The sequence below is a fragment of the Actinoallomurus liliacearum genome (assembly GCF_039542035.1).
Lineage (GTDB): Bacteria > Actinomycetota > Actinomycetes > Streptosporangiales > Streptosporangiaceae > Actinoallomurus > Actinoallomurus liliacearum.
This window is the reverse complement of sequence record NZ_BAABHJ010000001.1, coordinates 18,944-34,888: the sequence shown is the minus strand read 5'-3', so window position 1 is coordinate 34,888 and position 15,945 is coordinate 18,944. Positions and strand designations below refer to the sequence as shown.

The following is a 15,945-nucleotide window of genomic DNA, read 5'->3' as shown; positions in this document are numbered from 1 at the left end:
CCTGGTCGTCGGCCCAGCACGATGGCGGCACCTCCAGCGAAGGAAGTTTATTAAGGTCTTTACAAAACCTCGCACTCATAATGTGCATGCGGGACTCTGGGGTCAAGGGGGCCAGTGGATCTTTCGGAGGAAACAATGGGAGACGAGCGTGCGGTCGGCACTCCCGTTCTGCGCCGCCTCAACACCGCTTCCGTGCTGCGTGCGGTGCGCGACTGCGCACCCGACCCCGTACGGCTGGCCGAACTGGTCAAGCTGACCGGCCTCACCCGTCCCACCGTGGGCCAGGCGGTGGAGGATCTGGTCGAGGCGGGCTGGGTCCAGCACCACCACCCGGCCGCCGCCTCCCGGAAGGGCGGCCGTCCGGCCGTCCGCGTCTCCCTCCGGGGCCGCGCCGCACCCGTGCTGGGCCTCGACGTCGGCCCGCACACGGTCAGCGCGGGGATCGACGACCTGGCCGGCCGCCGCCTGGCCGCGGTGCGCCGATCGGTCGACCACAACAGGGCCAGCCGCCTCCTGACCGTGGTCGACGCGGTCATCGCGCGCGTCCTCGAGGAGGCCGGCTTCGATGCGGACGAGATCGCCGCGGTGGTCGTCGCCACCCCTGGGATCGTCGACTCCGGATCTGGCCGGATCCTCCTGGCGCCCAGCGTGTCGGGATGGACCTCGGTGAACCTCTCCGATCATCTCCGCGACCGGTTCCGCTGCCCGGTGCGGGTGGAGAACGACGCCAACCTCGCCGCCCTGGCCGTTGCGAGGGAACGGGCCGGGCCCGGCACTCTGCTGGCCGTCCAATGGGGAGAGCGGCTCGGCGCCGGCGTCGTGATCGACGGGCGCCTCCACCGGGGCACCGGGGCGGCGGGCGAGATCGGCTTCATCCGGCCACCCGGTCGCGTCCCCGACACTGACGACGGCAGGGGGCCCCTCGAACGCGCCATCGGCGCCGAGGCCATCACCGAACAGGCCCGTCGGGCCGCCCGTACGCACCCCGAATCGGTCCTGCGCGACGGCCCGATCGACGCCGCCGCCGTCTTCGCCGCGGCCGCCACCGGGGACGCGGTGGCCGAGCGCGTCGTGGACGACGTCGCCAGGACCTTCGCCCACGCCATCGCGCCGGCCGTCCTGGTCCTGGCCCCCGACGCGGTCGTGATCGGCGGCGGGGTCGCCCGCGCCGGACCCGTCCTGCTCGCGGCCATCACCCGGCACCTGGCCGATCTGACCCTCACCCCACCCGACGTGGGAATCTCCGGTCTGGCCGAGGACACGATCCTGACCGGCGCCCTGCGCATGGCCCTGGACGAGGTCTGGCACCAGCTCCCCGCCTGACGACCGCTGAACTGAGCCCGGGGCACGACTCGGGCGAACTGCGGGCATGCAAGTCAACCAAAGTGACTCCACCAGACCCGGGGCACATCAGTCTGTACAGAGCTGCGGTCTGTGCTGCTTCGGCGCCTTCAAATCCCGGTGATCTTGAGCTGATGGCCCTTGCGCACCGTCTTGGGTGACGCGGCGAAACCGGTGATCGTCGTGCGGTACTCCGTATCGACATAGTCGGACGAACCGGGCATCGGTACGTAATCGGGATCCTGCACGGTGACGCGCCAGTACCCGTCCCGTGCGGCGGGCGAATGCGAGTCGAAGCCGACCATGAATGGTGACGCCCGCCGCAGTAGGTGTATTCGTCACTCAGGCTCGCATGGGCGCTGACCGGATCGCCGTCGCGGTCACCGGCGTTTCGGCGGCCTCGCCAGGCCCTCAATGAGCCTTCGTGCCGCGGAGTACTCCGAACGTGCAGGTACGGCGCGGGCCGGATGTGGACGTCCGGCGTATATGCCCTTAACGGAACGCGTCGGCTTCGTACGGTCGCTTCATGCGCGAGGACGAAGTCTGGGAACTGAGGTTGCGGCGGGAGCGGGAGACCACGGCCGGCCTGTGGCCGATCGGTCGCGCCTTGGCCGTCGCCGGCCTCAGCGTGGCGGTGGGGCTCGCGATGGTGACCGTTGTGGCGCTGGCGGTGCTGGGATTCCCGCACCTGGCCCGGCACAAGGATCTGTCGGTCGGGGATCTGCTGGATGTGCTGAAGCTCGTGCTGGGCACGGTCGCCGGGGCTGGCGCGCTGGCCGCGCTGGTGATGAACTACCGCAAGCAGCGCGTGGCCGAGGTCGCCGAGACCCGCGACCGGGTACGGGTGTTCAACGAGCGGTTCACCACCGCGGCCGGGCAGCTCGGTCACGATGAGGCCGCCGTACGGCTGGCGGGGATCTATGCGATGGCGGGCCTGGCCGATGACTGGGAGCACGGTCGGCAGACGTGCATCGACGTGCTGTGCGCCTACCTGCGTATGCCATATGAGCCCGACCCGGGCTCGGGCGCCCCGGCGGCCGAGGGGTTGGTGTTCGGCCGCAATCAGGAGGTCCGCCACGCGATCATCAAGGTCATCACCACCCATCTGCGTTCCGGTGCCCGTGTGTCCTGGCGGGGGCACGACTTCGACTTCACCGGCGCCCGCTTCGATGGCGGCGACTTCAGCCACGCAAAATTCATCGACGGCGAGATCTCCTTCACCGGCGCGGAGTTCACTGGCGGCACGGTCTCCTTCGCCGGCGCGGAGTTCCGGAGCGAGGTCTCCTTCGCCCGCGCGGAGTTCACCGGTGGCGTGGTCGACTTCTCCGGCGCGGAGTTCACCAGAGTCACCAGCGGCACGGTCTCCTTCAGCGGCGCGCAGTTCACCGGCGGTGAGGTCTCCTTCGGCGGCGCGCAGTTCACCAGTGGCGTGGTCGACTTCTCCGGCGCGGTGTTCATCGACGGTACGGCCGACTTCAGCGGTGCGCAGTTCACCGGCAGCACGGTCGACTTCTCCGGCGCGGACTTCACCGGCGGTGAGGTCATCTTCAGCGGCGCGGGCTTCATCGTCGGCAAGATCTCCTTCACCCACGCGGAGTTCACCAGCGGCACGGTCACCTTCACCGGCGCGGGCTTCATCGAAGGTGAGGTCACCTTCAGCGGCGCGCGGTTCACCGGGGGCACGGTCGATCTTCATGACCTCCGCTTCACGAAGGTGTCGCCGTCATTCGATGAGGCGGTCCTGGCGTCGCCGCCGGAAGGATTGCGGCTGCCGGCCACCGCGACGGCACCACAACCGGGTGAGACATCCGGCCGGTAGAGACACGCGCCCAGCGCTGCCGGCGGTCACGGCTCCCCACCGTGGCGGCCGTCGGGCGCGAGCGGCAGGGGCCTCGACGTGCACCGGCTGAACGGCGTCATCGCGGCGCAGGCCAGGGCGCACAACGCCGATTACGTGGATGTGGAGACCCCGAGCGCCGGCCACGACGCCTGCCAGTCGGCCACGGTGAAATGGGTGGAGGGGTACGTGCCGGTCAACCCGGCCGCGCCGCTGCACCCGAACCAGCGAGGCGAGGCGAACTACGCCCGGATCATCGCCGACCACCTCGGCTGACCGGCTTTTCGAGGGCGACGTCGGCGGACGATCGCTTAGCCAGTCTTTCGAGCGCCTTGCTCCATATCGCCGGGAGGATCGCTTCGAACCGGCTTGGCGCAACGCGGTGACCTTTGCGGGCGGCCATGGCGGACCAGTGCGCGGCGGCGGAGTCCCGGCCGTGCGCGCGATCGCGGATGGCCAGGCGGTAGGCGGCGTCTCCGCGCCGGCAGTAGCGAGCGGCGATGTTGAGATACAGGTCGGTCCACAGCCGGCTGGATTCGTATCGCCGGTCTTCATGCGCCGGTACATCTCGCTGACCGCCGAGCCCTGCCACATCTGGATCAACGCGATCCCGCGGATCGAAAAGTGAAGCCGCACAAGCCGGGCTATCCGGCCTTGCGCTTGTCGAACTCGGCCGCGACCGCGTGGATGGAGCCCCGGCCCTCGAGCTCGACGCTCTTTCCGTCGGCCATGCTGATCGTGACCCGCTGCCAGCTCCTGCCGCCCTCGACCTTGATGGACGCGATGCGCTCCAGGGGGATCTGGCCAAGGTGGTCACCGACCCGGTTGAGCATCGGGTCGGCGGTCCACACGTGCAGGGCGCTGTCGCTGACACCGAAGACGACGGCGGCGTCGAGCGGAATGTCGGTCTCTTCGGTCATCTTCTTCGCCGCCGCGCGAGCGGCCGGCCTGGTGATCAGGTAGTTACCGAGCGGCGAAAGCATCCGCGCCGGGCCGAGCGCGGTGTCAACCCTCGCGTACGCAGCCGCGACGATCTTCTCGTCGCCCAGCTGCTCGGTCAACGCGGCGGCCAGTTCAGCATCTTTTGCATGCATCAGTACTTCCCTTTAGTTGGAGTTCGGGGCACAGGCGATCTAGTCCTGACGCCCGCTGGGTCAGTGTTGTAGGCCCGCGTGAGCGCCGTTCAAGCGTCGGCCTGGCAGCGGTCAGATGCCGATGCGCGGAGCCGCCACCGCCGGATGGGCCGTCGTAGGTCGACACCGTTCACCGAGACGTCGCCGCACCGCTTGCGCAGACCGCGTACGGGCACCGTCGTTTCATCCATTGCGCCAGTGTCGCGGCGGCGGGCACCTCACACGATCGGTGATCCGGTTATTCCCGTGTCCACCGAACGGTGGACAAATTGCCAACGGGGCCGCTGGCGCTACGTACGAGGGTTGAGCCAGGGCCGCCGCTTGGATGTGGCCAGGCCGCGGTGGGCCGCCATCGGCGCCGCAACGCCGCGAGCCGCCTCACCGCTCGGCCGTTCCGGAGACGGGCCTCTGCTCTTGTTATCCCGGTCATGGGGCATTGACCGGACCGCCTTCTCGGACCGGCCGATCACGGCGGTTCCGTCATCCGCGGTGATCGGCCGCTGGATGAGGATCGGTTGTTCGGTAAGAACCCGGTGACGTACTCCTCCAAGATCGTTTCGGGTGGCAGGTGGCCACCGCGTTCGTGCGCCACCTGGTTCATCGCGTCCCACGCCGCGTACGACGTCAACCGGCAGACCACTGCTTTGCACGGTCAGCCTGCGCAGCGCGTCGTGGCGCAGGGCGGAGAACCTGAGCCTCAAGGTTTCTCCCAGACTGGTGCCTTCTGCCGCGCGCACGCCGAATTCCTCCAGTGCGGGGAAGCCTGCCAGCAGCGGTGTGACGTCGGTCTGACTGATCCGGGAGAGCTTGCACTCCTTGTCCGTGATGTCCCCAAGGAACACCGACCGCAGGGCGGGCAGCCGGTCACGTACGGCCAACAGCGCTTCGATGACGTCGGAGGGATCGGTGTCCTCCGGGTCGCCCCAGATACCGACGATCAGAGCGCGGACCCGCGTGATGTCGACCTCGGCGCAGAAACGGCCGAAGGCGTCCTCCCACAGCTCCTCGGATTCCCACCTCTGGTAGCCGATCCGCCAGGCCACGGCGTCGGGCTCAGCCAGCCTTGTCGTCTCGCCGGGCGCGGGAAATGTGAAGGCGGGGAGACCGTACAGCTACTCAAGGTGGTGGTCCTGGGTTCTCATCGGGGCTGCTCCTGCCATACGACGCGTCAGGGGTGATGCACGCTGCAGTTCTACCAGTAGCGACTCACAACGCGCCGGTGAGACCGGTGGCGGTCCATCGAGTTCCAACCGATCCCTACAAGGAGTCGTCGCCTACGGCCCCGGAAGGAGAACCACCTGCCGGGGCCGTTCATTCGGAGCGGTTCGACGAGCCGGCCATCGTCGACCAGTTGTTCCCGCCAGGCCGGAGGGATGTCCCAGGCACCGACCGTGACGATGACCGAGTCGAGGGGGGAACTCGGGGGCGCCCTGCTCGGCGTCGGCCAGCGTCACCGTGACCCGGCGGTCGTATCCGGTGGCGGCCAGCAGGATGCTGGCGCGGTCGGTCACCTCCGGATCGATGTCGATCGTGACAACGTGCCCTCGGGGCCGACCACCTTGGCCAGCAGCGCGGCGTTGCAGCCGCCCGATCCGATCTCAGCACGCTCATGCCCGGAGGAGCTCGACCTGCTCCGGCTCGCCGCTACCGCCGACCCCGTACAGCACGCCCGTATCTACGACACGCTGGCAATTCGCCTGTCCAACGCCGGACAACGGCCTGCGGCTCTGGCCGCCAGCCTCCAAGCCACCGCCATCTGGCAGCGCCTCGCAGCCACCAGCCGCGACGCCTACCTCCCGAACCTGGCGACCTCGTTGAGCAACCACGCCAATCGGCTGGCGGAGGTCGGGCGGCCGACCGAAGCGATCCAGGTGTCGCAGCAGGCCCTTGACCTGCGGCGTGAGCTGACCGAGCTCAACCGCGACGCCTACCTGCCGGATCACGCCGAGAGTCTCGCGGTCCTTGGGCACGTGTTGATGCAAGACGCTCGGTTCGGTGAAGCGGTCGCTCCACTGGTCGAGGCGATGGGGTTCGGGCAGGAACTGCCCGAATATGCTCAGGGCATCATGGCGGTGATCGTTGATCTGCTGCGCCGGTGCCATACCGAGGACGCGGCCAGAGTGGCGGAAGAGTTCCGTGAAATCGCCGGTGCGAACGTTCCGGACTGGATGAAGGAGCCACCTGCCTCTTCCGATGGATGAGCAGGGCGCCGGTCAGCGGCTCCGTACGAGCGTTCAGGGAACCCGGCTACGTCAATCTCCAGCCTCTCGAGTACCGCCGGGTAGACAACGATCTCAACGGTCAGGACTTCCCCTTGCAAGCGCCGCTCGGCCCAGCCGTCCGTCCGGACGGGCATGAAACAGCCTTCGCCCTCGTACGCGCACGAGAAGAGTTCACCGACACCGCGTTCCTCCGGCGTCCCCTCCGGATCTATCCCCACGGCGACCGCTGGCGCTGAAGGACCCTGCGCGTACGGCTTTGTGCCGGGCGGCCTACCGCAGAGTCGCCGCCGAGTGGGATGTGGTCCCCGCCTCTGGTGCCTCGCCCGACCGTTCACACCAGTCCCACCAGCCACCGGGTAACCTCGGGGCCGTTCTTGTACTCGAGCAGGAGTGGGAGCACCCGCTCGCCCCGGTCACAGGCGATCATCTGCTGTACCGCTCCTGGTGGGATTTCTCCGAGCGGCGCACCACCTCCCACGATGGCCGCCGTGATCTGACTGGGGTCTTCGGATTCTCAGCAATCCTGCGCAGGACCCACCTGGAATCAGTAGTGGTCGAGGTCGCGGCCACGGATGGCGTCATCCAGGAGGAGCGCGCTGTCGGCCGAGGTGAGCGCTACTCTTTCGATCTGGCGCCACTGCGGGGCGAGGTCGGCCTGACTCATGCCCAGGCCGTCCGGCCAGTGCACGACACCGAGCCGGTCGTTGAGCGCCGAGACTTCGTAGATCTCAAAAGACCCATCAAGGCCGACGTAGTAGCCGGCGCTGCGCGGGACGACCCGAACCTCGTGGCCGGCCCGGGAGAGCGCAAGTAGGTGCTCGATCTGTCCGCGCCACACGTCCTGATGTCCGTTGAGGACCTCGGCGACGGCCCGCTGGTCGACGATCAGGTCCAGGGTGCGCGGGTCGCCGCCCGGCCGATGCCTCTGCCGCGCTGCCAGCAGCGGCCAGTCCCATTCCGGGTGGTCTTCAGGTAGCAGCCGGTGCTCATACAGCAGCCGTGCGTAGCCTTCGGTCCGGGCCAGGTCGGGTACCGCCTGAACACCGAAAGCACGCACGATGTCGGCCTCAGCCTCGACGGTGAGGATGTCCCGCAGCATGCCCGACAGCTGGCCGAGGTGAGGTCGCAGCCACAGCGGACCGTCCGGACGAGCGGCCAGCCCGGTCAGCGCCGACCTGATCCGATCAGGCACTTCGCCGTAGTGCGCCAGCAGTGCGGAAACCTCGCCCGGGCCGATGTCACCGAAGCCGGTCTCAACAGCGGCCAGCCACTGAGCGTCGCGGCCGAACCCGGCGACCGCCTCCTCATAGTTGAGCTCCAAGATCTCACGCACCCGCCGCAGGCCTAAGCCGATCAGCCTAGCGTTGATCTTGGGAAGGGGGCGGTCGTAGTCATAAGCCACGGCCCCATCCTCACGGTTCCCCACGCCCCTCCGCCACGAGATTCGCAGGTCTTCCCGCTTACTGGACCGGACGGATTCCCGGCAGCCGATCCGGGAGTCAAGCCCGCGCCTGGGTCGGCCCAATGGTGGACCACCTCTGCGACCCGAGCCGGCCAGTCGCTTCATGGCCGCGGGTTCGGCCAACCACCTACGACAGATGGTGGGTGTGTCCAGTTAGTTCACCAACTGGACACACCCCGCTACGAGCTTGCTGCGCCGCAGGCCGGCTTCGACGGCGAGGGAGACGATGGTCCCGACAAGCAGGCCGCACGCGCCGGCGATCAGGCGCCTCGGATCCCGCGCGGGGTCTCGCAGGCCGCTGATGCACGGCAGCGCCGAAGCATCCCGGGCGCGGATTCAGGGTGCGGTCTGGTCTCGGCTCCGGATTTGAACGGCCCGCGGTAGGTCCTGGATGCCGCCGCCTTCGGGGATCATGCCCCAGAGGAAGGGGATCAGGTACTGAGGTGATTCGCCCAGGAGTGCGGCGAGGTCGTGCTCAGTGACGGTGAGGGTGAATCCCGAGCCCGCCTGCCGCGAGTCCCATCCTTGTTCGATGGCCCGGCGGATGCAGCCACTGACGAGAACGGGGCGGATTGCGATCGTTCGCTCTCCCTGCCAGTTGTCCGGCCGGGCGCAGGGGAGTGTCACCAAAAGAACGCTTGCCGGCTCCTCGGCGTGCTCAACGGCGAAGGTGAGCGGGGCCTGGCTGTTGCCCTGGCTGTAGGTCGGCTTGTGTCCGACTCGCCAACGGTAGGTGGTGCCGTCGACGGTGATGAGCCGTGAGCCCTTCTTCGGCATTGTCACGGCCGCCTCCGTGCTTGCTCTTGTTCCGGCGCTGTTCCGTGGGAGCACCAGAATCAGCGAGGAGTGATGCGAGACGACTGAAAGCATAACCGCTTCATATTCACAGGAAGCCCCGGCGTCGACCGGCGCCAGGCAGACCGGACTTCACGCGAGCCGGGGCAGCTCGGCTAGTGGATGTGCCGGTCGTTGGCCGAGACGTGGCGCTGGGCTCCGATCATGGCGTACCAGGCGAGGACGTCGGCGTTGTCGACGCTGGTGGGATCGATGAGTGTTTCGAGTCGTTCGCCGCGCAGGATGCGTTTGATGGGGACTTCGAGTTTCTTGCCGGTGCGGGTGTGGGGGATGGCGGGAGCGACGATGATGTCGTCGGGCACGTGGCGCGGTGAAGCGTGTCGCCGGATGGTGTCGCGGATCTGCTCGCGCAATCGCTGGTCGAGTCGTCGGCCGTCGGTGAGGGTGACGAACAGGGGCATCCAGTAGCCCCCGTCGGGTTCTTCGAGGCCGATGACGAGTGCTTCGCCGACGTAGGGAAGGCGTTCGACCGGGGCTGTGATGTCGGCGCTGCCCATGCGGATGCCGTGCCGGTTGAGGGTGGCGTCGGAACGGCCGTGGATGATGATCGAGCCGTGGTCGGTGGTGGTGATCCAGTCGCCATGGCGCCACACCCCGGGGAAGCGGTCGAAGTAGGCGGCGCGGTATCGGCTGCCTTCTGGGTCGTTCCAGAACCGGAGGGGCATCGAGGGGAGGGGTTTGCGCAGGACGAGTTCGCCGACCTGACCGCGGAGCGGTCGGCCGCGGTCGTCGTAGCAGTCGAGTGCCACCCCCAGGCACGGTGCCGACAGTTCCCCCGCCCATACCGGGTGGGTGGGGACGGGGCCGGCGAAGGCGGTGCACGCGTCGGTGCCGCCGCTGATCGAGCCGATCTGCACTGCGGGGTCCAGTCGGGCGGCGACCCAGCGGTGGAGTGCGGCGGGGAAGGCGGAGCCGGTTACGGCGAGCCGGGTGAGCGCGCTCAGGTCGTGCGCGGCGGGATCGGTGTGGTGCTTGCGGCAGGCGGCGAGGTAGCCAGGACTGGTGCCCAGCAGGGTCGCTCCGGTGAGCGACGCCAGCCGCCACAGGGTGTCGGTGCTGGGATGGGTGGGGCTGCCTTCGTAGCAGACGATGCTCGTCCCGAGCAGCAGCGTGCTGACCATGGAGTTCCACATCATCCAACTGGGGGTGGTGTGCCAGAGGACCCGGTCGCCGGCGTGCAGGTCCAGGTGCAGCGCGGAGGTCTTGAGCTGCTCGAGGACGATGCCGCCGTGGCCGTGCACGATGCCTTTGGGCAGGCCGGTGGTGCCGGAGGAGAACAGCACCCACAGCGGGTGGTCGAAGGGTACGTCGAGGGGCTGCAGCCGTGGCGTCCCCTCCTGGTCGGAGACGGCCGCCCAGGAAAGGGTGTCGGAGGCTTCGCCTCCGACCAGGATGGTCGCTTTCAAGGAGGGTAGCGCCGCCCGCAGCGCCGCGACGTCCGCCCGGCGGTCGATGCGCCGACCGGCGTTGGTGTACTCGTCGGCGGCGATGAGCACGGTCGGCTCCAGCTGACCGAACCGGGCTTCGGCCGCGGTGGCGGCGTAGTCCAGGCCGCAGATCGCCCAGACGGCACCGATGGCGGCGGTGGCCAGGAACGCGACGACGGCCTCGGCGCTGTTGGGCAGGTAGCCCACGACCCGGTCTCCTGGCCGGACTCCGAGTTCGCGCAGGGCGGCCGCCACCGAGGCGGTCCGGCTGCGCAGGGCGGCCCAGGAGATCTCGCGAGGAACGAATCGCTCGTCGACGACGGTCAGGGCGGTCTCGGTGTCGCTGCGACCGCGGAAGACTTCTTGGGTGTAGTTCAGGCGGCTGCCGGGGAACCAGGTCGTCCCCGGCATGCTCGGGTCGGCCAGCGGCACCGCGCCGGGGGGACGTTCCGGGAGGCCGAAGTATTCCCAGACCAGGGCCCAGAATTCGCCCGGCTCGCTGACCGACCACTCCCACAACCGCGGGTAGTCCCCCGTGAGGTCAAGGCCGGTGCGGTCGGCGGCAGCGCGGGCGAAGTCACTGATGCGGGCGGCCGCGATCCGCTCGGGAGAGGGCGTCCAGTCGGGTGTCGCGCGCTCGTTGATCGGGGATTCGGTCATTGCCCATCACCGCTGCCGGGCGACGCGGCGGTAACACCGCTGATCAGGATCTCCGTGGTGTGAGCGATGTGGTCGCGGAGCAGCGTGGCGGCACGGTCGGCGTCACGGGCCAGGGCGGCGTCGGCCAGCGCCTTGTGTTCGCCGGCGAGGTCACGGTCCGGCTCGGTCCCCAGTGGGCCGGCCCATCGGCGGTAGAGCTCCGCCTCATCGCGCAGTGTCTGAGCGGTCTCTCGTAGTCGTCGGCTGGGACAGCCGCCCAGCAGGGACTGGTGGAAGGCCTCGTGCGCCCGGCTCCACTCCTGCATCGCGTCGCTGCCCACGTCGGTCGGCAGCGGTGTGCGGGAGAGCAGGTGGTGGGCGGCCAGCACCTGCGCCTCCCAGGACGCGTCGCCGTGCAGCACCGATTCGCGGAACACCAACGACTCGATGTGGACGCGGGCGGTGGTGAGGTCGGCCAGCTCGTCGCCGGAGAGTTCGACGACCGTGTAGCCCTGGTGGGCCTTCGACACGACCAGCCGTTCGGCGGCCAGCCGGGTCAGCACCTCGCGCGCGACGCCGACGCTGATGTCGTAGGTCGCGCACAGGTCCGGGAATTTCAATCGCTGGCCCGGTGCCAGCGTCGCGTTGAAGATGTCGGCGCGCAGCCGCTGGTACACCTCCTCGGCCCGCCGCTGCTTGTTTCCGCCTCCGCCACTCGCTCGGTCTGCCATGCCCAAGACCCTAGCTGACAAGCGCATCTCAGAGCTAGATGCGCATCCGATTGACAGATGCGCATATTTGAGCGCAGGCTGTGCGACACGGACCTGGAGTGGTGCGACCTAGCAGGACGAAAGGTGACGGATGAGGATCGGGAACATCGCGGGCCGGGCGAAGGTGATCGTCGGCGAGGCCCACGCCGTGGACATCGAGACTGCCAGCGGGGGCCGGTTCGGCTCTGATCCGGGCGAGCTGTACGACCGGTGGGAGCAGTTCCGTGGCTGGACGCCACCGGCGGACGCCCCGGTTGAGAGGTTCACCCGCGGCGACATCGGCAACCCGGCACCGGCGCCGCGGCAGATCTTCGCGATCGGCCTGAACTACCGCGACCACGCCGCCGAGTCCGACATGGCCGTTCCCCCGGAGCCGGCGGTGTTCACCAAGTTCGCCAGTTCCCTGGCCGGGCCGTTCACTCAGGTCGCCCTGCCGGTCGGCAACGTCGACTGGGAGGTGGAGCTGGTGGTCGTGATCGGCCGCGGTGGCAGGCACATCCCGGCCACGGCTGCCTGGCGGCACGTCGCCGGAGCGACAGTGGGCCAGGACCTGTCCGAGCGGCGACTGCAGGCCGTAGGGCCGGTTCCGCAGTTCAGCCTGGCCAAATCCCACCGCGGTTTCGGTCCGATCGGCCCCTTCCTGGTCACGACCGACGAATTGCCGGACCCGGACGACCTGGTGCTCGGTTGCAGCCTCAACGGAGAGCAGGTCCAGAAGTCCCGAACCTCGCACATGATCTTCCCGGTACCCGAGCTGATCGCGAGGCTCTCGGCGGTGACCGAGCTGTGGCCCGGTGATGTGATCTTCACCGGCACGCCCTCCGGCGTCGGCGCGGGTCGCACCCCACAACGGTTCCTCGCACCGGGTGACGAGCTGGTCTCCTCCATCGACGGCGTCGGCGAGATCCGGCAGACGTTCGTCGCGGTCGCCTGAAAGGACATGACAATGGCGCTGCACAGGCTCAACTCGGTCACGATCGGCGTTCCGCAGGTGGCCGAGACCGCCCGCTACTACGCCGACTTCGGTCTCGCCCCGGACTCCGACGGCTGGTTCACCACCGTCGACGGCGGGCGCCAGCTGCGCGTCGTGCCGTCCCCGGCGCGGCGACTGGTTGAGATCAACATTGGCGCGGGCGACCATGACGACATCGCCCGGATCGACCGCCGACTGGCGAGGCTCGGCGTAACGGCGGAGGTGGACGGGGATCGACTGGCCGCGGTCGAACCGCTCTCCGAGGCCCGCGTCGTCGTCGAGGTCACCGGGCCGCTGCACCAGCCGGCACTGCCGGCACCCCCGTACAACGCCCCTGGCGCGGCCGCCCGCGGCACCGGCCGCGCCCCCGGCATCCTGCGCGAGCACCCCGTGACACCTCGCAAACTCGGGCACGTCGTGATCGGCTCGGTCGACCAGGAGGCCACTCAGCGGTTCTTCACCGACGGGATCGGCCTGAAGATCAGTGACGTCGTCCCCGGCATGGCGGCGTTCCTGCGTTGTTCGACCGACCACCACAACGTGCTGGTCACACAGGCGCCGGTGAACTTCCTGCACCACACGTCGTGGCAGGTGGACGACGTCGACGAGATCGGCAGGGGAGCCGCGCGGATGCTCGACGAGCACCCGGAACGGCACGTCTGGGGACTGGGGCGCCACCACATCGGCTCGAACTTCTTCTGGTACCTCAAGGACCCGGCCGGGAACTTCTCCGAGTACTACTCCGACCTGGACTGCATCGTCGACGACGCGCTGTGGACCCCGGAGGTGTGGGAAGGCGCCAAGAGCCTCTACAGCTGGGGGCCGCCGCCGCCACCGTCATTCATCGAGCCCGAGGATCTCGCCGCGCTGATGACCGGCGCCCACAACCCCGCCTGAACCGCCGCCTCCGGGAAAGAGCCGTCATGACCGCCACGACCTCTGACCAGTACGACGTGATCGTCGTCGGCGCCGGCCCCACCGGGCTGACGCTGGCCCGCCTGCTCGCGATGAAGAGCGTTCGCGTCGCCGTCGTCGATCCGAACCGCATCGCGTGCCCCCATCCCCGCGCCACCCACATCGACGATGAGATCATGCGCACCCTGCAGACCGTCGGTGCGGCCGACCTCGAACCGGGGTTCCTGCGCATGGACGGCTGGATACTGCGCGATTCCGGCGGCGACCCGTTCCTGTCCCTGCGATCGCCGAACGCCGAGACGGACCAGGCGTGGTACGCCGACTACCAGTTCCACCAGCCCGACTACGAATCACGCCTGCGGGGCCTGCTCGCCTCCAGCGAGCACGCCGAACTGTGGCTGGGGTGGCAGGTCACCGCGGTGAGCCAGACCGCGGACCACGCCACCGCCCGAATCAGCGACCGCACCACCGGCGGCACCCGTACCCTCCAGGCCGCCTACATCGTCGGGGCCGACGGCGCAGGATCGTTCCTGCGCCCGTACGTCACGCACGACGTGGAGGACCTGCACGGCACCCAGCGCTCGCTGATCGTCGACATTCATCCGTTCGCGCACCCGGCCGAGCTGCCGACCACCAACGGCTTCATCGTCTGCGAGGCCGACAAGCCGGTCACGTACTGCCCCATCCTCCCGCCCAAGCTGCGGTTCGAATTCATGCTCGGCGACGGCGACGACGCCGAGGAGTACGAGCGTCCCACGACCGTCTACCGGCTGCTGGCCCGCTGGCTGGCGCCGGGCGATTACCGGATCCAACGTACCGACGTCTACGAATGGCACGCCCGCCTGGCCGGTCGCTGGCGCAACGGCAGGCTCTTCATCGCCGGCGACGCCGCCCACGAGATGCCGCCCATGCTCGGCCAGGGCATGTGCTCGGGCCTGCGTGACGCCGCCAACCTCGCCTGGAAGCTGGCGCGGGTGGTGACCGGACGGAGCAGGCCGGATCTGCTCGACACCTACGAGGCGGAGCGCGCCGCCCATGTGCGCCCCTTCATCGAGGAGTCCGCGCGCCAAGCCAACATGATCGAAGCGTTCGGCTACGCCGAGCACCGTCCCCACGTGACCGAACCCCAGACCCTCGACCGGCTCCGGCCGCCACTGGGCCGGGGTCTCGCCGACACCGCCGGCGAGGCTATCAACCGCCTCGCTCCCCAGCCCCGTACTGCGGACGGAACCCGCTTCGATGACCTGGTCGGGTACAACTTCGCCGTCCTGACCACCCCGGACGTCGCCGCCGATGTCACCGATCGGACCCGCGGCGCCTGGGCGGACCTTGACATCGCGGTCATCACGCTGCCCAGCCCGCAACTGGCCGCCTGGCTGCGGGACCATGAGGCCGACGCCGCGATCATCCGTCCCGACCGCTACACCTACGCACTCACCCGCGGCAGCGCGGCACTCGACGCCGCCACCCTGGCTTTGCATCAGCGGCTGGCCGTTGCAGAGGTTCCGGCGTGAACATCCGCGATCTTCAGATCTACGCGACGGGACTGACCTGGGGAGAAGGCCCACGGCGGCATGCCGGGGCGCTGTGGGTGTCCGACACTCAGGCCTCCCGGCTGTGGACCGACGCCGGCGGGACCTGGGCGGCGACTGAGCTGGAGTCACCCGCCAACGGCCTGTGGTTCCTCCCCGACGGCATGCTCGTCGCCGCGATGATGACCGAACCGCGGCTCGGCGTCTGGAACGGCGCCGGCTTCGATACCTACGCCGACCTCACCGCGCTCGCCTCCGGAGCGCTGGGGGACCTGGTCGGCGACCGCGCCGGCAACCTCTACGTCGACGACGTCGGCTACGCCCCGCACAAGGGCGAGGCACCCCGGCCGGGGCGTGTGCTGCGGGTCGGAGCCGATCGCACCGTCAGGGTCGCCGCGGAGGGCGTGCGGTTCCCGAACGGCCTCGCGCTCATCGACGACGAGACGACCCTCATCGTGGCCGAGACCGCCGCACAACGCCTCACCGCGTTCGACGTCGGCCCCACCGGTGCGCTGTCGGGCCGCCGTACCTATGCCGACCTCGCCGCCCTGGTCGGGCCGGCCGCCCGGCCGGACGGGATATGGCCGGTCCTCGACGGCATCTGGGTGGCCACCACCTCCGGCCACTCCGTCGTCAAGGTGCGCGACGGCGAGCTGCTCGACTCCATCGACACCGGCGACGGCTATCCCATCGCATGCTGCGCCGACGGGCGGCTGCTGTACGTCACCGTCGCGGACGCGCACGGCCAGGACCTCATGCGGGCGCTCGCGGCCAAGACCGTGGAGACCGCGGTCGCCACCGCCCCCCTTGACGCCGCGCCCCTACGACACACTCCGTGA

The 15,945-nt window shown here is 69.2% G+C and carries 17 protein-coding genes; 9 read left to right on the top strand and 8 right to left on the bottom strand.

Features of this window, described 5'->3' with window-relative positions:
• Nucleotides 1-135: 135 nt before the first annotated feature.
• On the top strand, nt 136-1,323 hold the full coding sequence (locus ABD978_RS00180; RefSeq protein WP_345346174.1) for an ROK family transcriptional regulator: 1,188 nt from the start codon (nt 136-138) through the stop codon (nt 1,321-1,323).
• A gap of 128 nt (nt 1,324-1,451) precedes the next feature.
• Here ABD978_RS00180 and ABD978_RS00175 read toward each other — a convergent pair whose 3' ends face one another.
• The gene (locus tag ABD978_RS00175; protein WP_345346171.1) at nt 1,452-1,646 is read right to left on the bottom strand and encodes a hypothetical protein; all 195 of its coding nucleotides are present in this window, start codon (nt 1,644-1,646) and stop codon (nt 1,452-1,454) included.
• A gap of 221 nt (nt 1,647-1,867) precedes the next feature.
• On the opposite strand from ABD978_RS00175, the gene ABD978_RS00170 reads away from it, so the two are divergent.
• The 3 genes from ABD978_RS00170 (at nt 1,868) to ABD978_RS00160 (ending at nt 3,806) form a co-directional block, all read left to right on the top strand.
• Nucleotides 1,868-3,160 carry a pentapeptide repeat-containing protein gene (locus tag ABD978_RS00170; protein WP_345346168.1) on the top strand — a complete coding sequence of 431 codons (1,293 nt, stop codon included), beginning with the start codon at nt 1,868-1,870 and terminating at the stop codon, nt 3,158-3,160.
• Nucleotides 3,161-3,238: 78 nt separating this feature from the next.
• The gene (locus tag ABD978_RS00165; protein ID WP_345346165.1) at nt 3,239-3,454 is read left to right on the top strand and encodes an SGNH/GDSL hydrolase family protein; all 216 of its coding nucleotides are present in this window, start codon (nt 3,239-3,241) and stop codon (nt 3,452-3,454) included.
• 160 nt (nt 3,455-3,614) lie between these two features.
• Nucleotides 3,615-3,806 (top strand): hypothetical protein, encoded by a 192-nt coding sequence (locus ABD978_RS00160; RefSeq protein WP_345346162.1) that lies wholly within the window; start codon nt 3,615-3,617, stop codon nt 3,804-3,806.
• Between the two features lie 16 nt (nt 3,807-3,822).
• Here ABD978_RS00160 and ABD978_RS00155 read toward each other — a convergent pair whose 3' ends face one another.
• The 3 genes from ABD978_RS00155 to ABD978_RS00145 all read right to left on the bottom strand — a co-directional run bounded on the left by ABD978_RS00155 (nt 3,823) and on the right by ABD978_RS00145 (nt 5,686).
• Nucleotides 3,823-4,272 (bottom strand): hypothetical protein, encoded by a 450-nt coding sequence (locus ABD978_RS00155; RefSeq protein ID WP_345346159.1) that lies wholly within the window; start codon nt 4,270-4,272, stop codon nt 3,823-3,825.
• Between the two features lie 329 nt (nt 4,273-4,601).
• Nucleotides 4,602-5,354 (bottom strand): thioredoxin domain-containing protein, encoded by a 753-nt coding sequence (locus tag ABD978_RS00150; protein ID WP_345346156.1) that lies wholly within the window; start codon nt 5,352-5,354, stop codon nt 4,602-4,604.
• Between the two features lie 149 nt (nt 5,355-5,503).
• A complete protein-coding gene (locus ABD978_RS00145) occupies nt 5,504-5,686 on the bottom strand; it encodes a hypothetical protein (RefSeq protein WP_345347414.1) in 183 nt (60 codons plus the stop codon).
• A 22-nt stretch (nt 5,687-5,708) separates the two neighbouring features.
• Between ABD978_RS00145 and ABD978_RS00140 the strand changes: the two genes are divergently transcribed.
• A complete protein-coding gene (locus ABD978_RS00140; protein WP_345347411.1) occupies nt 5,709-6,512 on the top strand; it encodes a tetratricopeptide repeat protein in 804 nt (267 codons plus the stop codon).
• Between the two features lie 565 nt (nt 6,513-7,077).
• Here ABD978_RS00140 and ABD978_RS00135 read toward each other — a convergent pair.
• The 4 genes from ABD978_RS00135 to ABD978_RS00120 form a co-directional block, all read right to left on the bottom strand.
• Nucleotides 7,078-7,935: a DUF5753 domain-containing protein gene (locus ABD978_RS00135; RefSeq protein WP_345346153.1), complete on the bottom strand. Its 858-nt coding sequence runs from the start codon at nt 7,933-7,935 to the stop codon at nt 7,078-7,080.
• A 396-nt stretch (nt 7,936-8,331) separates the two neighbouring features.
• Nucleotides 8,332-8,778 carry a hypothetical protein gene (locus ABD978_RS00130; protein ID WP_345346150.1) on the bottom strand — a complete coding sequence of 149 codons (447 nt, stop codon included), beginning with the start codon at nt 8,776-8,778 and terminating at the stop codon, nt 8,332-8,334.
• 167 nt (nt 8,779-8,945) lie between these two features.
• On the bottom strand, nt 8,946-10,937 hold the full coding sequence (locus ABD978_RS00125) for an acetoacetate--CoA ligase (protein WP_345346147.1): 1,992 nt from the start codon (nt 10,935-10,937) through the stop codon (nt 8,946-8,948).
• Nucleotides 10,934-11,647 carry a GntR family transcriptional regulator gene (locus ABD978_RS00120; protein WP_345346144.1) on the bottom strand — a complete coding sequence of 238 codons (714 nt, stop codon included), beginning with the start codon at nt 11,645-11,647 and terminating at the stop codon, nt 10,934-10,936. The genes ABD978_RS00125 and ABD978_RS00120 overlap by 4 nt, the downstream gene beginning before the upstream one ends.
• A gap of 130 nt (nt 11,648-11,777) precedes the next feature.
• On the opposite strand from ABD978_RS00120, the gene ABD978_RS00115 reads away from it, so the two are divergent.
• From ABD978_RS00115 to ABD978_RS00100, 4 genes are read left to right on the top strand one after another with little or no spacing between them, the layout of a single operon-like run.
• Entirely contained in the window at nt 11,778-12,620 is an 843-nt protein-coding gene (locus tag ABD978_RS00115; protein WP_345346141.1) for a fumarylacetoacetate hydrolase family protein, read from the top strand.
• Between the two features lie 12 nt (nt 12,621-12,632).
• A complete protein-coding gene (locus ABD978_RS00110; protein ID WP_345346138.1) occupies nt 12,633-13,556 on the top strand; it encodes a VOC family protein in 924 nt (307 codons plus the stop codon).
• 26 nt (nt 13,557-13,582) lie between these two features.
• Complete coding sequence (locus tag ABD978_RS00105; RefSeq protein ID WP_345346135.1) at nt 13,583-15,088, top strand: bifunctional 3-(3-hydroxy-phenyl)propionate/3-hydroxycinnamic acid hydroxylase; 1,506 nt, start codon at nt 13,583-13,585, stop codon at nt 15,086-15,088.
• Entirely contained in the window at nt 15,085-15,945 is an 861-nt protein-coding gene (locus tag ABD978_RS00100) for an SMP-30/gluconolactonase/LRE family protein (protein WP_345346132.1), read from the top strand. The genes ABD978_RS00105 and ABD978_RS00100 overlap by 4 nt, the downstream gene beginning before the upstream one ends.